This window comes from Corynebacterium aurimucosum (assembly GCF_030408555.1).
Taxonomy (GTDB): domain Bacteria; phylum Actinomycetota; class Actinomycetes; order Mycobacteriales; family Mycobacteriaceae; genus Corynebacterium; species Corynebacterium aurimucosum.
Window position 1 is genome coordinate 2,217,101 of sequence record NZ_CP047048.1, and the last position, 15,933, is coordinate 2,233,033.

Consider the following 15,933-nt stretch of genomic DNA (forward strand, 5'->3'; position numbering starts at 1 on the left):
ATTGTACATCTTCACTAGGACTAAATCTTGGGTCCCAAGAAACGCGTGGCTAAGAGCTCGAAGGCCGCGTGATCACCGGTGCACTCGAAACTGCGGGTGGGCACCTGTCCCGCTGGGGCGAGCATGTCCGTGGTTGTGAGGGTACGTAGGACATCCTTCGTAGTCTCCTCCGCCGAAGACACCAACGTGACGTTATCTCCGATGGCGAGCTGGATGACGCCCGTCAGCAGCGGATAATGTGTGCAGCCAAGAACGAGCGTATCGACGCCCGCCGATTGCAACGGCGCCAGGTAGCCCTCCGCCACGCCAAGGATCTGGCGCCCAGCCGTAATGCCGCGCTCGACAAAATTCACGAAATCAGGACAGGCCACCGCCTCGCATTCGACATTCGGATTGACGGCAAAAAGATCTTGATAAGCACCTGAATTGATGGTGCCCTCCGTGCCGATCACGCCAATTTTTCCGTTGCGGGTGGTGGCGATGGCACGGCGTACAGCCGGACGGATAACCTCCACGACCGGAATGTCATAGCGCTCCCGGGCGTCGTGCAAAAAGGCGGCCGTCGCGGTGTTGCAGGCAATCACCAGCATCTTGCAGCCGCGCTCCACGAGCTCATCGGCAATCGCGGTGGACAGCTCACGCACTTGGGCGATGGAGCGCGGGCCATAGGGCGCATGGGCGGTATCGCCGATGTAGATAATGGATTCGTCGGGAAGCTGCTCGATGATGGTACGCGCAACGGTCAAGCCACCCACGCCCGAGTCAAAAATCCCGATGGGAGATGTTGCATCAGGCATTAGCGCGTTACTCCTTCGGGCACGGGCTTAACCTTTTTAATCGGGTCATCGGAGGTGATCACCATTCCCGCGACGATGCCACCGATGGCACCGAAAAGGTGCCCCTGCCAGCTGACTCCTTCATAGATAGGCAACACGCCCCAGATGAGACCGGAATAGGCAAAGCCCAACCCCACGCCGACGAGAAATTGACCCAGGGAACGGTTGAAGATTCCCCGAACGATGAGGTAGGCCAGCCAGCCATACACCATGCCCGAGGCACCAATATGCGAGGTCCCCGGCCCGCCCAACAGCCAGGTGCCGATGCCAGCGATGAGTACCACGATGATGGTAACTTCCCACCATGCCTTGCGGCCTGAGAGGCCGATCAGGAAGCAAAAGACGGCACCGGGCAGTGAATTTCCGATGAGGTGCTCAAAGTTCGCGTGGAGTAGCGGAGCGGTGAAAATCCCCCAGATGCCATTAAAATCCAGTGGGCGTATGCCGTATTGACCCAGCTCGCTGCCAAAAAACAGGAAGTTGATGATGTGGATAACCCACTCAACGACTAGGAATCCCACCGTTAAAGACGCTGCCGTCTTCAAGCGTCCAGCCCGAGTGTAATTCTTCGAATCCCCCGTGTTGAGAACAGGCTGCTGCCCCGCCCCGGGGGCTGCCGGGCGGGGCCGGAAGGGGTTGGGCCCATGCGAATGCTGCTGGCCAAAAGGTCCACTCGTCGTCATAATGACTCCAACTTTAGCAAGCGCGCAGCGAGGAATACGCCTCCAAACCCAGCCCCGGGGTTGCGCTCACCACGGCATCGACGATGGCTGCCTCCACTGCGTCGGCAGCGGCGGCGCTTAACGACGCCAACTCCGCAGCGCCGATCCCCTGCTCTGCAGGTTGTGTTCCGGAGGCGGCGGCAAAAAGCGTATCCCCATCCAGTGGGGAATGCGCCGGGCGAACCGCCCGGGCAATGCCGTCGTGGCCCGCTAAAGCAAGACGTTTTACTTGGGCCTTGGTTAACGGGGCGTCGGTCAACACCGCGCCAATGGTGGTGTTTAGTTGAGAAGCCTCTGCGAAAGATTCAGCCAGGCTGCGGGCCGCGGCAAACCGCTTAGCGTCGACGGCCGGCGCGTCCGGTGCGCCAAACAAACGCCCAGTCTCAGCATCAATCACCTGCCCCACCGGGTTGGCTACAACAACCGCGGCGACGGTGAACGGGGAGACATCGATAAGCACGGTCCCCACCCCACCTCTGTTCTTGCCTGCGCAGGCGCCGGTGCCTGCGCCCACGCTGCCGCTCGTAGCGTCGTGCCCTGCCAACGCGGCGCGTAGAGCCGCCTGACCATCCTCCGCCGTGGGGCACTGTGGGCCGGCGAGCAGATCAAAAATGACCGCGCCTGGCACGATGGGCACGCGGGGGCCGGGGATCTCCTCCCCAAAGACGGGGAAACCAATTCCCGCTTCCTCAAGCCCGCGCATGACACCATCCGCTGCTGCCAGCCCAAAGGCCGAACCGCCTGCAAGGACAAGAGCATGAACGCGCTCAACCGTGTTGTGCGGCTCCAGCAGATCCGTCTCGCGGGTGCCGGGGCCTCCGCCGCGCACATCGACGCCAGCCACGGCTCCTTGTTCACCGCAGTAAACGACGGTGACGCCGGTGTCCTCACGCGTGACGTGACCGACAGAAAAGCCCATGTCGGGGAGAGTCTGCACGGTGCTAATCCATGATGACGTTGAGCAGCGAATCCTGACAGAACGCCAGCCATTCCACGAGCGTATCGCGGTCCGCTCCAGGGGTATCCTCCGGCACGTCCCCGGTGGCGATGAAGAGGCGCAGGTCATTGAGCCCGGCGAGGAAGGCATGTGCTTCTTCCTCGCTGATAGCCACCTCTACCCCGCCGGTGGGCCCCAGCGCGGTGTTAATCACTTGGAGGTTTTCCAGCTTGGCGCGCGCGATGTCATTCTCGTGCAGCGAGCGCAGCAGTGAATTATCGCCGTCGAACTCTTCATCCCCTGCCTTTTTGAAGTCGGGGAAAAGGCGAGCCAGCGATGGATCCTCCGGTGCTTCGGTGTGGCCAGTGGGCATGTCGAGCATGTCCGCCAACTCATCCTTGGGGGCCGATTGTGCGCGGGCAATGATGGCCTCGGAGACGGTTGCGGTGAGATCACCTAAAACTTCGCGCTCCATGGGCTCGAAAATAGTCGTGTATTTCGCGCCACGCATGAAGGACTTTTTCTTTTTCCAAGCCTGCATACTCTTATCCTGCCTGCTGCATCGTGGCCCACAGGCCGGCGACTTGCAGTTTCTTCACATCGGCTTCGACTTTGTCACGCTCACCTGAGGAGACTGCCGCCTTACCTTCGGTATGGACTTGCATCATCAGCTCGTTGGCGCGCTTTTTGTCATAGCCCAGCACAGTCTGGAACACGTAGGAAACATAGCTCATTAGGTTGACTGGGTCATCCCAAACAATGCACATCCACGGCAGGTTTTCGCTCGTGGCGACGTCGACCTCAATCGCTTCATCCAGCTCCGGGGTGGCCATGGGCGAACTCATAACCACACCCGCGGACGTTTCTTTGTGCGCTTTCATGTCCTCTACCCTAGCCAAATTTTTTCCGGTAGCGAGCGGTTATACTGTCATCAACTTCTGACCTGATTGTCGTTTCCAGGTGGCACCGATGAATTCTTTCACCCTTCCCCCAGCCGTTACTGACATTCTCGCGGGACGCCAACCGGCGAAGGAGGATGTCGTGCTCCTCCTGCAGCGCATCCTCACCGTGCTCGTCCTCGGCGGCACGCTCGTCACTGCCGTGATTAGCCTGACCAACCCGTCGGACGACGGCAGCTCGACGGATGCGGAACCCCCGACGTCGGAGGCGTGCGACTACGAGCTTCCCGACGTTCCCGTCCAACGCCAGCTCGCCACCATCCAAGAGGAGCTCATGGAGGGGCTCAACGAGTGGCGCAAGGAAGATGGCCAAGCCCCACTGGTGCCCTGGATCGACCGCCAAACCGCAGCCCGCGAAAAGGCAGAGTGCAACGCCGTCACCAAGACGCAAGACTCGGCCGAAGAAAATGTGCAGATGGTTCAGCACCACCTGCCCTTGGAGGAGGCTAGCGGCTATCAATTCATGGAAGCCTTCCTTGCTTCTCCCGACCATGTGGCTGCTTTGCGGGATCGCCGGATGTCCACTGCAGCCGTTGGAGTGGCTTATAACGACGGTGAGGTCTACGTTGTCATTCAGCTTGAGGAATAGAAGAGCTGATTTTTCAGAGCTCCCTGAGTAGCATCTTCGATGTGACTACTATCTCAGACAACACCCAGGATTCTGGGTTCGGACCTAGCGATCGTTCTACGGCTCTCCTTACGGATAAATACGAGCTGACCATGTTGGAGGCAGCGTTGCGCGATGGCTCCGCGCACCGCCAAGTGGCCTGCGAGGTATTTGCCCGCCGCCTCCCCAACGAGCGGCGCTATGGTGTCGTGGCCGGCACCGAACGCGTACTTCGCGCAGTCCGGGACTTCCGCTTTACCGCCCAACAACTGGCAGAGATGGACTTCCTTGATGCAGAAACCAAGGAATACCTGGCCAATTACCGCTTCTCTGGACACATCGATGGCTACCGCGAAGGTGAGCTCTACTTCCCCAATTCGCCCCTGTTGACCGTGCGCGGAACCTTTGGTGAATGCCTGATTCTGGAAACGGTGATTCTGTCCATCATGAATTCCGATTCCGCAGTGGCTTCTGCGGCCTCACGTATGGTGGTGGCTGCAGATGGCCGCCCCATCATCGAGATGGGTTCGCGCCGCACTCACGAATACGCTGCCGTGACCGCTGCCCGCGCCGCCTACCTGGCAGGTTTCCAGGCCACCTCCAACCTGGAAGCCGGCTACCGCTACGACATTCCGGTCTCCGGCACTGCGGCGCATGCGTGGACGCTGGCGCACGTCAACGAGGACGGCACCCCCAACGAGGAGGCGGCTTTCCGCGGGCAGATCGAAACGCTCGGCGTCGATACCACCCTGTTGGTGGATACCTATGACATCACCAAGGGCGTAGAAACCGCCGTGCGCGTCGCCGGCCCCGAGTTGGGCGGCGTGCGCATCGACTCTGGTGATTTGGCCGCGGTCACCCGTCGCGTGCGCAAGCAGCTCGATGACTTGGGCAACCACAACACCAAAATCGTGGTCTCCTCCGACCTCGATGAGTTTGCCATCGCCGGCCTGCGCGGCGACCCCGTCGATGTCTATGGCGTGGGTACCTCAGTGGTTACTGGCTCGGGCGCGCCAACCGCCAGCATGGTGTACAAGGTCGTCGAGGTTGATGGCCACCCAGTAGCCAAGCGCTCCTCCTCGAAGAAATCGCAGGGCGGGGCTAAGCGCTCTCTGCGCACCTACCGTTCCTCGGGGGTGGCCGTCGAGGAGCTCGTGCTCCCCTTCTCCGCCGAGGACCCAGACACGGGCACGCTGCGCACCCGCGAGATGACGGTACCGCTCATGCGCGACGGCGAAATCCTCGACAACCTGCCTACCCTCGAAGAATCCCGCGAGTATCTGGCTCAGGCCATCACCACCCTGCCATGGGAAGGCCTAGCGCTCACCCGCGACGAGCCTGCGGTTCCCACCCGCTTCGTTGGCTTCGGCTCTTAAGAAGCACGGCGAAGGCGACCGACTACACTGCCTGACATGCACGACACAACGGTTGACCTTCTCGACGCCGCAGTCTCTTCCCTCGGCGGCGCGCGGCGTGCCGGCCAGGTGCGCATGGCGGAGGCCGTAACCACCGCGTTAGAAAAGGAACGCCACCTCGCTGTGCAGGCAGGAACTGGTACGGGTAAGTCCCTGGCTTACCTCGTGCCCGCCTTCCGCCACGCGCAAGGAACCGGACACACGGTGATCGTCTCCACCGCCACGCTGGCGCTGCAGCGGCAGCTCGTGGAGCGGGACCTTCCGCGTCTGGCCGAGGCCCTCGAGCCGCACCTGGAGAAGAAGCCCACCTTCGCCATCATGAAGGGCCGCTCCAACTACGTCTGCCTCAACAAGGTGTCCCGCGCCGCCGAACTGGAGGATGAGGACGCGCTACTCGACGAAGACTCGGTCTCCCACCTCGGCCGCCACGTCCAACGTGTCTATGAATGGGCGGAAGACACCGAGACGGGTGACCGTGAGGATTTGGAACCGGGCGTGCCCGACCTCGCGTGGCGGCAAGTCTCCGTCACCTCGAACGAATGCCTCGGCGCCACACGCTGCCCGCACGGCGAGGACTGCTTCGCGGAACTCGCGCGACGCCGCGCGGCGGACGTCGATATCGTGGTCACCAACCACGCGCTGCTCGCCATTGACGCAGTAGCAGACATCAATATCCTGCCGGAACACGATGTCGTCATCATCGATGAGGCCCACGAGCTAGATGGCCGCATCACCTCGGTTTCTACCGCCGAAATCACCGGGCGCGCGCTGAAGATGGCGGCCAGCCGCGCCAAGTCTCTCGGCGCCAACGGCAAGGACCAACGCCTCGCTGAGCAGGCCAACGAGCTGAGTCAACTCCTCGGAGAATTCGCGCCAGGCCGCTGGACCGACTTGCCAGAGGAAGCCAAACAGCAACTCATGAGCGTGGCGGACACGCTGGCCGACTGCCGCGACACCATCGCCCGCGCACCCGAGGGCGAACAGTCCCAAGACCCGGAAAAATCTGCGGAGCGCCAGAACCTGACCAATCACCTCGCTAGCCTCGTCGAAGCCATCGCTCGCATCCTTGACGTTTTCGCTACCGGTGACCCCGCCGCACATGCCGACGTAGTCTGGCTGGAGCGCGATGAGCGCACGCTGAACGACACCCTAGCCGTAGCCCCTCTGTCCATCGCTGGCATGCTGCACGAAAAGCTCTTCGGCGAACAAACCGTGGTGCTGACCTCCGCCACCCTGGCATTGGGCGGGCGCTTCGACGCCATGGCCGCACAATGGGGCCTGCCGAAGGGCACGTGGGACAGCCTTGATGTGGGTTATCCTTTCGACCCCGCGCGCAGTGGCATCTTATATACCGCGTCGCACCTACCGCAGCCGGGCCGTGACGGCCTCAGCCCCGAGACGCTCAAGGAGATCCGCGAGCTCATCATGGCTGCGGGCGGGCGCACGCTCGGGCTCTTCTCCTCGCGGCGAGCCGCGCAGCAGGCAGCCGAGGAACTCAAGCCCACGCTCCCCTTCGATATCTACCTCCAGGGCGAGGACTCCATCGGCGCTCTCGTGGACAAGTTCACGAAGAACGAAAACTCCTGTCTTTTCGGCACGCTAACCCTTTGGCAGGGCGTCGACGTACCGGGTCCTGCTTGTTCCCTGGTCCTCATCGACCGCATTCCCTTCCCCCGCCCGGATAACCCCCTCATGCAGGCTCGCACCGAGGCCGCGAAGGCCGCCGGGCGCAACGGCTTCATGGAAGTCTCCGCCACGCATGCTGCATTGCTTATGGCCCAAGGCGCGGGCCGTTTGCTGCGCTCTGCTAACGACCGCGGCGTCGTCGCAGTACTGGATAACCGCTTAGTAACCAAGCGCTATGGCTCCTACTTGAGGGCCTCGATGCCACAGATGTGGCCCACGAGCGACCCGCACGTCGTGCGCGGGGCTCTCCAGCGCCTAGTCGAAGCCCGTTAGGGGCGGCGCAGCGCGCAGACCGTAGCTGAGTCTGGGGCAACTTCGGTGAAGCCGGCGTCGTGCACCACAACAGCACCGGGGCGAGCGCATGCCGCTGCAAAGTCCGCAGTGCCGAGTTCGCGCACGGAAAGCGAAAAGTCCCGCGCTGCCCAGTCCTCTACTTCCTTGAAGCTTATTGCCGCAGCCAGCAGCATTGAACCATGCCCCACTTGCGCCGCAGCCTTTCCGGCGCTCATGGCAAGGGATGAGTCGATGTAGATCACGGGGGCGTCGGCAAGCGCGGGGCCCGGCTCATCCTGCGGGAGATCAGTATGGCCGATCTGCAGCTTGGCGACGAGCGGGTGCACATCCTGTACCGCCGAGGGGACGAAGACACGCGCGCGGTCATTGACAGTGACCCCAGGCAGAGCCTGTACATCGCGCCACGCCTTGTTGCGCGCCCGGCGGGCCACCTTGCGGATGCGGTGGCCGTACCACTGCCCCAAGGCCTCGGCGAAGGCCCCATCCTGCCCGGCCCGATCGTCGAGGCAGAGCTTGACCACGCCCCGCGCCGCTGCCTCCAACACCTCCGTGCGCGTGGGTGTGTCTTGCTTGGGCAGGTTGAGCGCTATCTGCATCGCCTGGATGGTCTCGGGCTTGTTGGGGTCCTCGGGATCCTCCCGCCAGCTGCGCTCGCTGCACGCGGCCACGAGGCGACGGTGGGCCTCGCGGAGGTTATTCACTGGCAACTTCCTCCATGGGGATACCCAGGATTTGCAGGATTTCATCCATGTACGGATGGTTGACCGAGGTATCCGCAACCTCTCGCAGCGCGGGTTTGGCGTTGAAGGCGATGCCCAAGCCGGCAGCGGAGATCATGTCGATATCGTTGGCACCGTCACCAACCGCCACGGTCTGCCGCATGCTCAGGCCCGAATCCGCAGCAAATTCGCGCAGGAACATCTCCTTGGCCTTACGGTCCACGACGTCCCCGATGACCCGGCCGGTGAGCTTGCCGTCCTCGATCTCGAGGGTATTGGCGCGCACGTAGTCGAGGTCGAGCTCTTTAGCTAGATCCTCGAGGACCTGAATGAAGCCGCCAGACACCACCGCAACGCGGTAGCCCATGCGCTTGAGCGTGCGGATGGTGGTGCGCACGCCTGGAGTCAGACGAATATCGTTGGCGGTTTCCTTAATCACCGTTTCCGGCAACCCGGCCAAGGCGGCGACGCGCTCGCGGAGAGACTCTTCGAAGTCCAGCTCACCGCGCATAGCGCGCTCCGTCACGGCGGCAACCTCTGCCTCCTTGCCGGCGTGGGCGGCCAACATCTCGATAACCTCGCCGGTGATGAGGGTGGAATCGCAGTCAAAGCAAATAAGCCGCTTTGAGCGGCGTTGCAGGCCGGAGCGCTCAATGGCGATGTCGACGCCCTGCTCCGTGGCCAAGCGGGCCAGCATTGCGCGGACTGGGTCGGAAGCTCCCTCAATGGTGATGTAGAGCTCGAGACCGTTGAGCGGGTAGGTAGAAAGACCGCGGATGCGGTCGATGTTGACGTTCAGGTTGGCCAGCTCCTTGGCAATCGCCGACATGTGGCTGGCGTTGAGCTGGCGTCCTAGCACCACGACGACGTGCGTGGAGCGCGGCCGTGAGGTTGCCTCCTCTTCCCGAAGATCCACGTTGATGGATTGGGCATAAATGCTCAACGTGTTGCGTAGGCCCTGCTCGAGCGCTTCGAGGCGGGAGGCCTGCACCCGGATATACGCAGAAAGGGAGATACGGCCGGAAAAAATAGCCTGTTCGGCGTCGACGAGCTCGACGTTGTGGGAGCTCAGGACTCGGAAGAAGGCGGCCGATACGCCGGGCTTGTCGGGGCCAGAGGCGGTGACAACGGCGAAGACTTGTTCACTTTGATTATCCACGGGCCTCATTATCGCACACCGCGATCCTGGAATCTCCACCTACGGCAAACGCCGCCTCCCCATCGCGGTGATGGGGAGGCGGCGTTTTCAGGAGTACTCAGCTAGTGAGTGCTTAGTGCCCGACGTGTGCTTCCTCGCGCATGCGCTTGACCATGTGCGGGTAGTGCAGCTCGAAGGCCGGACGCTCGGAACGGATGCGCGGCAGGGATACGAAGTTGTGGCGCGGCGGCGGGCAGGAGGTAGCCCACTCGAGGGAGTTGCCGTAACCCCACGGATCGTCCACGGTGACGATCTCACCGTAGCGCCAGGACTTGAAGACGTTCCACACCAGCGGGATAACCGATGCGCCGAGAACGAAGGAGAAGATGGTGGAAATCTGGTTGAAGACCGTGAAGCCATCAGACTCCAGGTAGTCAGCGTAACGACGCGGCATACCCATGTTGCCCACCCAGTGCTGAACCAGGAAGGTGCCGTGGAAGCCAATGAAGGTCAGCCAGAAGTGAATCTTGCCCAGACGCTCATCCAGCATGCGGCCGGTCATCTTCGGGAACCAGAAGTACAGACCACCGAAGGCGGAGAAGACCACGGTACCGAAGAGGGTGTAGTGGAAGTGAGCAATCAGGAAGTAGGACTCAGCAAGGTGGAAGTCCAGCGCCGGAGAGGCCAGCATAATACCGGTCATACCGCCGAAGAGGAAGGTAGTCAGGAAGCCCATGGCGAAGATCATTGGGGTATCCCAGGTGATATGACCCTTCCACATCGTGCCGACCCAGTTGAAGAACTTCACGCCGGTCGGAACCGCAATGAGGAAGGTCATGAAGGAGAAGAACGGCAGCAGGACGGCGCCGGTCACGAACATGTGGTGAGCCCACACAGCCATGGACAGTGCACCGATGGCCAGCAGAGCGAAGACGAGGCCAATGTAGCCGAAGACCGGCTTACGGGAGAAGACCGGAACAATCTCGGAGATGATGCCGAAGAACGGCAGTGCCAGGACGTAAACCTCCGGGTGGCCGAAGAACCAGAAGAGGTGCTGCCACAGGATGCCGCCACCGTTGGCGGAATCGAAGATGTGGCCACCCAGCTTGCGGTCATAGAGAACGCCCAGCGCTGCGGCGGTCAGCAGCGGGAAGATCATCAGCACGATGATGGAAGCGGTGAAGACAGCCCAGGTGAAGACCGGCAGACGGAACATGGTCATGCCTGGCGCACGCAGGGTGAGAACCGTGGTGATCATGTTGATGGCGGAAGCAATGGTACCGACACCGGTAGCACCCACACCAACAATCCACATGTCAGCGCCGATGCCCGGGGTGTGAACCGAGTCAGCCAGCGGCACGTACATGGTCCAGCCGAAGTCAGCAGCACCGCCCGGGGTTAAGAAGCCCGCGAGCATCACGATGCCGCCGGTCAGGGTAATCCAGAAACCGAAAGCGTTCAGACGCGGGAAGGCCACATCCGGTGCACCAATCTGCAGGGGCAGAACGTAGTTACCGAACGCCCACACCACTGGTGTTGCAAACAGCAGCAGCATAACGGTGCCGTGCATGGTGAACAGCTGGTTGAACTGCTCGTTGGACAGGAACTGCAGTCCTGGGGTGAAAAGCTCAGCACGAAGAAGCAGAGCCATAAAGCCACCGAGGAAGAAGAAGCTGAAGGACATGATCATGTACATGATGCCCAGCTGCTTGTGGTCGGTGGTGGTTAGCAACGTCCACGCCTTGGAACCGGTCTTTGCATTACCAGTCGGCTCCGGACGTGTAGGCGCGACGTAATCGTCGAGCCGTGGCGCCACAGCGGTCATAAAATCCTCCTGAAGAACAAGCGTTTAACCACATCGGTATCACGCGTTTTCACGCGCCACACGCTCAGCGATCAAACACCTAGGTTTACTCGCATTATATTAGGCCACCTCAGGGCCAAATTTCCAGCGCTCTGTTATTTTCCACCGCCCTCGCTAGCCCCGTTTGGAGCAGATAACCCCTTGTACGCGGCCGACCCGCCGCAGCGCACCTTAACGCTCGGTGATATAGAACACAGAAGGTCGGTGCTGTAGGCCCCGGAAAGCCAAAAACGCACCCCCTGAAAGAATCAAACTTTCGGTTGATCCTCTCGGGAGGTGCGCGGTACCGACAGGGAGGGCTTAGAAGTCCCAGTCGTCGTCGGTGGTTTCCTCGGCCTTGCCAATTACGTAGGAAGAGCCGGAGCCAGAGAAGAAGTCATGGTTCTCATCGGCGTTCGGAGACAACGAAGACAGGATCGCTGGGGACACGCGGGTTTCATCCGCGGGGAAGAGACCTTCGAAACCTAGGTTGTTCAGCGCCTTGTTGGCGTTGTAGCGCAGGAAGCGCTTCACATCCTCGGTCCAGCCCAGTTCATCGTAAAGGTCCTCGGTGTAGTCAATCTCGTTCTCATAGAGATCGTAGAGCAAGTCGAAGGCATAGCCCTTCAACTCTTCCTGCTCCGGCTCCGAAAGCTCCTTGTAGCCCTGCTGGAACTTGTAGCCGATGTAGTAGCCGTGAACGGCCTCATCACGAATAATGAGGCGGATGATGTCGGCCGTGTTCGTCAGCTTTGCTCGCGACGAGAAGTGCATCGGCAGGAAGAAACCAGAGTAAAAGAGGAAGGATTCCAGCAGCACGGACGCTACCTTCTTCTTCAGCGGGTTATCTCCCTCGTAGTAGGACATGACGATCTTAGCCTTGCGCTGGAGGTTTTCATTCTCCTCAGACCAGCGGAAGGCGTCGTTGATCATGGGGGTCGACGCCAGCGTCATAAAGATATTGGAGTAGGACTTCGCGTGGACGGACTCCATAAAGGCGATGTTGGTGTACACGGCCTCCTCGTGGGGCGTGACGGCGTCGGGAAGCAGCGAGACCGCACCCACGGTGCCCTGAATGGTATCGAGCAGGGTGAGGCCAGCGAAGACGCGCATGGTGGTCTCCTGCTCCTTCTCCGTCAGCGTCTTCCAACTCGGGATGTCGTTGGACACCGGAACCTTCTCCGGGAGCCAGAAGTTACCGGTCAGGCGATCCCACACCTCAAGATCCTTCTCATCCGGAATGGTATTCCAGTTAATTGCCTTCACCGGAGCCTCGTGGCTAGCGATGTAATCGTCGTACTCGTGAGACACGCACGTCACCTCGTCTTGCTAGTAATTTTGGGGTTCGGTGCCATCGTACCCGCTAAAATTAGGGGCCAAAATTCCAGCGTGTTTTATACTTAAGTCCTGTTCTCATGACCCCAAGTTTCGATGGAATGACTGACTCCTCCGCTCCCCTCCTCAGTACCGTGCTCGACGCTTTGGGCACGGACATCGTCAGCGGCACGCTGGCAGCCGGTGATCGATTTACGCTCACTGATCTCTGCGCGCGTTTCGGTATTTCCCGAACCGTAGCCCGCGAAGCCATGCGCGCGCTCGAGCACCTAGGGATGGTCTCCTCGTCACGCCGAGTAGGTATTACAGTGCTCCCCATCAGTGAATGGGCGGTCTACGATCCCGCAATCATTTCTTGGCGTTTAGGATCCGAGAAATCGCGCGATAGCCAGCGCACCTCTCTTAATGATCTGCGTCTCGCCATCGAGCCTGTCGCCGCGGGCTTAGCCGCGCAGCACGCTTCCCCAGAAGATAAGGAAGAGATTTTGGAGCTGGCCCACCGACTTCAGGTCACGCCAACGCGGCGCGTGGGCGAGCACCTCGCCACAGATCTGCGCTTCCACGCCATGGTTCTCCATGCCTCAGGCAATGAAATGTTCACTGCGCTAAGCCCCTATCTCCTATCCATGGTGCGCGGGCGCTCCCTCTATGGTTCCCGCAAGCGCAACCCCACGGCCGGCACCGCACAGCTCCACCTCGATCTAGCGGAGGCAATCCACCGCGGTGACTCCCCCGAGGCAGAAAAAATCGCACGCGCCATTCTCATTGAGGCGCGTGCGAATAAAGACTAGAGCATGCAGGAAACGCAGCCCTCAACCTCGGTTCCCTCCAGCGCCATCTGACGCAGACGGATGTAGTAGAGAGTCTTAATACCCTTGCGCCAAGCGTAAATCTGAGCACGGTTGATATCGCGGGTAGTGGCGGTGTCCTTGAAAAACAGCGTCAGCGACAGACCTTGATCAACGTACTTCGTGGCCTCGGCGTAGGTGTCAATGATCTTCTCGTAGCCGATCTCGTAGGAGTCCTTGAAGTACTCCAGGTTGTCGTTGTCCATGTGCGGCGCCGGGTAGTAGACGCGGCCGATCTTGCCTTCCTTACGAATCTCAATCTTAGAGGCAATCGGGTGGATCGAAGAGGTCGAGTTATTGATGTAGGAAATCGATCCGGTCGGCGGCACCGCCTGCAGGTTGCGGTTGTAAATGCCGTGCTTGGCGACGTCCACCTTCAGCTGCGCCCACTCCTCTGCCGACGGGGTGTGGATCGAGGACTTGGCGAAGAGCTCCTTGACCTTCTCCGTACGGGGAGCAAAGTCAGCCGGATCATAGCGGTCGAAGAACTCGCCACTAGCGTAGTCAGACTCGGGGAACTCGCTGAAGTACTCGCCGCGTTCGCGGGCCAGCTTGTTGGAGGCGCGCAGCGCGGCGTACATGATGGCGGCGAAGTAGGCGTTGGTGAAGTCCAAGCCTTCCTCGGAGCCATACTCAATGTGCTCGCGGCCGAGGTAACCGTGCAGGTTCATCTGGCCCAGGCCAATGGCATGGGAATCATCGTTGCCCTTGCGCACGGAAGGAACAGAGTTGATGGCGGTCTTATCCGACACCGCGGTCAAACCACGGATAGCAGTCTCCACCGTCAGCGCGAAGTCCGGGGAATCCATGGTGGCGGCAATGTTCAGGGAGCCAAGGTTGCAGGAAATATCGCTGCCCAAGGTCTTGTAGGTGAGGTCCTCGTTGAGCTCCGACGGGGAGTTGACCTGCAGAATCTCCGAGCAGAGGTTCGACATGTTGATGCGACCGGTCTTGACCGGGTTCGCGCGGTTCACGGTGTCCTCGAACATGATGTACGGGTAACCGGATTCGAACTGCAGCTCCGCAACGGTCTGGAAGAAGTGGCGAGCGTTGATCTTCTTCTTGCGGATACGCGGATCCTCGACCATCTCCTCGTAGTGCTCAGTAACGGAAATATCGCCGAAGGCCTTGCCGTAGACGCGCTCGACGTCATACGGGCTGAACAGGTACATATCGTCGTTGTTCTTCGCCAGCTCGAAGGTGATATCCGGGATCACGATGCCGAGCGACAGTGTCTTAATGCGGATCTTCTCATCCGCATTCTCGCGCTTGGTGTCGAGGAAATTCATGATGTCCGGGTGGTGCGCGTTGAGGTAAACCGCACCAGCGCCCTGGCGAGCACCCAGCTGGTTCGCGTAGGAGAAGGAATCCTCCAACAGCTTCATCACGGGGATGACGCCGGAAGACTGGTTCTCAATGTGCTTGATGGGCGCGCCAGATTCACGGATGTTGGACAGCAACAGGGCCACGCCGCCGCCGCGCTTAGACAGCTGCAGAGCGGAGTTAATGGAGCGGCCGATGGACTCCATGTTGTCCTCGATACGCAGCAGGAAGCAGGACACCAGCTCGCCACGCTGAGCCTTGCCGGCGTTGAGGAAGGTCGGGGTAGCCGGCTGGAAGCGGCCGGTCATGATTTCATCTACAAGGTGCTCAGCCACCTTGGTGTCACCATCCGCCAAGAAGAGTGCGGTCATGGACACGCGGTCTTCGAAGCGCTCGAGGTAGCGGCGGCCGTCGAAGGTCTTCAGCGTGTACGAGGTGTAGTACTTGTAGGCACCCAGGAAGGTCTTAAAACGGAACTTGAAGGCGTAGGCACGCTTGAACAGGGACTTAATGAAATCAAAGTCGTACTGCTCGAGCAGTTCCGGCTCGTAGTATTTGTTGTCCACCAGATAGCGCATCTTTTCTTCCAGATCATGGAAGTAGACGGTGTTCTGGTTGACATGCTGGAGGAAGAATTGGTTCGCGGCCTCACGGTCCTTGTCGAACTGAATGTTGCCGTTCTCGTCATACAGGTTCAGAAGTGCGTTGAGCGCATGGTAATCCAGCTGCTCCTCTGGCTTCACAGGTTCAGCGACGGTCTTACCCAATTGCGTGGTCACGACGTTCACGGGCCTTTCTTTGCTATGGCGAAATGGAGAGACAAAATAATAGGAATGAGGCTTTAGGCGGCTAAACCTAAAGCAGCCGCGTTGGCCAAGAGGCCTTCACGGCAAATTGTGACATCTTCCTCGGTTCCGAGAAGCTCGAAGCGGTACACATAAGGAACCTTACACTTGGCGGCGATGACGTCGCCGGCCTTGCCAAAGTCACTGCCGAAGTTGCTGTTGCCTCCGGCTACGACAGCGCGGATGAAGCTGCGGTTGTGTTCGTCATTCAGAAAACGAATGACCTGCTTGGGAACAGGCCGGGTGTTGCGCCCGCTCATCGATGCCCCTCCCCCATACGTCGGACAAATCAAGACGTAGGGTTCATTCACGGTGAGGGGCTCATCGCTGAGACGCAGCGGGATGCGGGCGCTGGGAAGGCCGAGCTTCTCGACGAAGCGGTGGGTGTTTTCCGTAGCGGAAGAGAAATACACGACCAACATGACT

15 protein-coding genes are annotated in these 15,933 nt (G+C 60.4%); 4 read left to right on the forward strand and 11 right to left on the reverse strand.

Annotated features, from left to right (window positions below):
- Nucleotides 1-20 precede the first annotated feature (20 nt).
- The 5 genes from murI to clpS are packed head-to-tail and all read right to left on the reverse strand — an operon-like array spanning nt 21 to nt 3,376.
- Entirely contained in the window at nt 21-797 is a 777-nt protein-coding gene (gene murI / locus CAURIM_RS10515; protein WP_070443374.1) for a glutamate racemase, read from the reverse strand.
- Nucleotides 797-1,519: a rhomboid family intramembrane serine protease gene (locus CAURIM_RS10520; protein ID WP_236659387.1), complete on the reverse strand. Its 723-nt coding sequence runs from the start codon at nt 1,517-1,519 to the stop codon at nt 797-799. Before CAURIM_RS10520 ends, murI begins: the two co-directional genes overlap by 1 nt.
- 13 nt (nt 1,520-1,532) lie before the next feature.
- The gene (locus tag CAURIM_RS10525; protein ID WP_201829501.1) at nt 1,533-2,477 is read right to left on the reverse strand and encodes a P1 family peptidase; all 945 of its coding nucleotides are present in this window, start codon (nt 2,475-2,477) and stop codon (nt 1,533-1,535) included.
- Between the two features lie 22 nt (nt 2,478-2,499).
- A complete protein-coding gene (locus CAURIM_RS10530) occupies nt 2,500-3,036 on the reverse strand; it encodes a DUF2017 domain-containing protein (protein WP_070711197.1) in 537 nt (178 codons plus the stop codon).
- A gap of 4 nt (nt 3,037-3,040) precedes the next feature.
- The gene (clpS, locus tag CAURIM_RS10535) at nt 3,041-3,376 is read right to left on the reverse strand and encodes an ATP-dependent Clp protease adapter ClpS (RefSeq protein WP_012715272.1); all 336 of its coding nucleotides are present in this window, start codon (nt 3,374-3,376) and stop codon (nt 3,041-3,043) included.
- An 88-nt stretch (nt 3,377-3,464) separates the two neighbouring features.
- On the opposite strand from clpS, the gene CAURIM_RS10540 reads away from it, so the two are divergent.
- The 3 genes from CAURIM_RS10540 to CAURIM_RS10550 are packed head-to-tail and all read left to right on the forward strand — an operon-like array spanning nt 3,465 to nt 7,435.
- The gene (locus tag CAURIM_RS10540) at nt 3,465-4,043 is read left to right on the forward strand and encodes a spore germination YkwD domain-containing protein (RefSeq protein ID WP_070711196.1); all 579 of its coding nucleotides are present in this window, start codon (nt 3,465-3,467) and stop codon (nt 4,041-4,043) included.
- Nucleotides 4,044-4,084: 41 nt separating this feature from the next.
- Nucleotides 4,085-5,437: a nicotinate phosphoribosyltransferase gene (locus CAURIM_RS10545; RefSeq protein WP_070443364.1), complete on the forward strand. Its 1,353-nt coding sequence runs from the start codon at nt 4,085-4,087 to the stop codon at nt 5,435-5,437.
- Nucleotides 5,438-5,473: 36 nt separating this feature from the next.
- Entirely contained in the window at nt 5,474-7,435 is a 1,962-nt protein-coding gene (locus CAURIM_RS10550) for an ATP-dependent DNA helicase (RefSeq protein WP_201829183.1), read from the forward strand.
- On the opposite strand, the gene CAURIM_RS10555 is transcribed toward CAURIM_RS10550, so the two are convergent.
- The 4 genes from CAURIM_RS10555 to nrdF all read right to left on the reverse strand — a co-directional run bounded on the left by CAURIM_RS10555 (nt 7,432) and on the right by nrdF (nt 12,467).
- Entirely contained in the window at nt 7,432-8,157 is a 726-nt protein-coding gene (locus tag CAURIM_RS10555) for a peptidyl-tRNA hydrolase (RefSeq protein ID WP_070821856.1), read from the reverse strand. The two genes, CAURIM_RS10550 and CAURIM_RS10555, sit on opposite strands and share 4 nt — an antisense overlap.
- A complete protein-coding gene (serB, locus tag CAURIM_RS10560; RefSeq protein WP_070645906.1) occupies nt 8,150-9,343 on the reverse strand; it encodes a phosphoserine phosphatase SerB in 1,194 nt (397 codons plus the stop codon). Before serB ends, CAURIM_RS10555 begins: the two co-directional genes overlap by 8 nt.
- Before the next feature lie 103 nt (nt 9,344-9,446).
- Nucleotides 9,447-11,138, reverse strand: coding sequence for an aa3-type cytochrome oxidase subunit I (gene ctaD / locus CAURIM_RS10565; protein WP_070645904.1), 1,692 nt, complete (start codon nt 11,136-11,138; stop codon nt 9,447-9,449).
- A 339-nt stretch (nt 11,139-11,477) separates the two neighbouring features.
- A complete protein-coding gene (gene nrdF, locus CAURIM_RS10570; RefSeq protein WP_070443354.1) occupies nt 11,478-12,467 on the reverse strand; it encodes a class 1b ribonucleoside-diphosphate reductase subunit beta in 990 nt (329 codons plus the stop codon).
- Nucleotides 12,468-12,571: 104 nt separating this feature from the next.
- Here nrdF and CAURIM_RS10575 point away from each other — a divergent pair, with 104 nt between their 5' ends.
- Nucleotides 12,572-13,282, forward strand: coding sequence for a FadR/GntR family transcriptional regulator (locus tag CAURIM_RS10575; RefSeq protein WP_070525284.1), 711 nt, complete (start codon nt 12,572-12,574; stop codon nt 13,280-13,282).
- Here CAURIM_RS10575 and nrdE read toward each other — a convergent pair.
- Complete coding sequence (gene nrdE / locus CAURIM_RS10580; protein WP_070730033.1) at nt 13,279-15,441, reverse strand: class 1b ribonucleoside-diphosphate reductase subunit alpha; 2,163 nt, start codon at nt 15,439-15,441, stop codon at nt 13,279-13,281. The genes CAURIM_RS10575 and nrdE overlap by 4 nt on opposite strands.
- A 62-nt stretch (nt 15,442-15,503) precedes the next feature.
- Nucleotides 15,504-15,929 carry a class Ib ribonucleoside-diphosphate reductase assembly flavoprotein NrdI gene (gene nrdI, locus CAURIM_RS10585; protein ID WP_201829179.1) on the reverse strand — a complete coding sequence of 142 codons (426 nt, stop codon included), beginning with the start codon at nt 15,927-15,929 and terminating at the stop codon, nt 15,504-15,506.
- Nucleotides 15,930-15,933: the final 4 nt, after the last annotated feature.

Excerpts from the sequence above, each read along its gene's own strand:
- murI (WP_070443374.1), bottom strand. The coding sequence starts at position 797 with ATGCCTGATGCAACATCTCCCATCGGGATTTTTGACTCGGGCGTGGGT.
- CAURIM_RS10520 (WP_236659387.1), bottom strand. The coding sequence starts at position 1,519 with ATGACGACGAGTGGACCTTTTGGCCAGCAGCATTCGCATGGGCCCAAC.
- CAURIM_RS10525 (WP_201829501.1), bottom strand. The coding sequence starts at position 2,477 with ATGGGCTTTTCTGTCGGTCACGTCACGCGTGAGGACACCGGCGTCACC.
- CAURIM_RS10530 (WP_070711197.1), bottom strand. The coding sequence starts at position 3,036 with ATGCAGGCTTGGAAAAAGAAAAAGTCCTTCATGCGTGGCGCGAAATAC.
- clpS (WP_012715272.1), bottom strand. The coding sequence starts at position 3,376 with ATGAAAGCGCACAAAGAAACGTCCGCGGGTGTGGTTATGAGTTCGCCC.
- CAURIM_RS10540 (WP_070711196.1), top strand. The coding sequence starts at position 3,465 with ATGAATTCTTTCACCCTTCCCCCAGCCGTTACTGACATTCTCGCGGGA.
- CAURIM_RS10550 (WP_201829183.1), top strand. The coding sequence starts at position 5,474 with ATGCACGACACAACGGTTGACCTTCTCGACGCCGCAGTCTCTTCCCTC.
- serB (WP_070645906.1), bottom strand. The coding sequence starts at position 9,343 with ATGAGGCCCGTGGATAATCAAAGTGAACAAGTCTTCGCCGTTGTCACC.
- ctaD (WP_070645904.1), bottom strand. The coding sequence starts at position 11,138 with ATGACCGCTGTGGCGCCACGGCTCGACGATTACGTCGCGCCTACACGT.
- CAURIM_RS10575 (WP_070525284.1), top strand. The coding sequence starts at position 12,572 with ATGACCCCAAGTTTCGATGGAATGACTGACTCCTCCGCTCCCCTCCTC.
- nrdI (WP_201829179.1), bottom strand. The coding sequence starts at position 15,929 with ATGTTGGTCGTGTATTTCTCTTCCGCTACGGAAAACACCCACCGCTTC.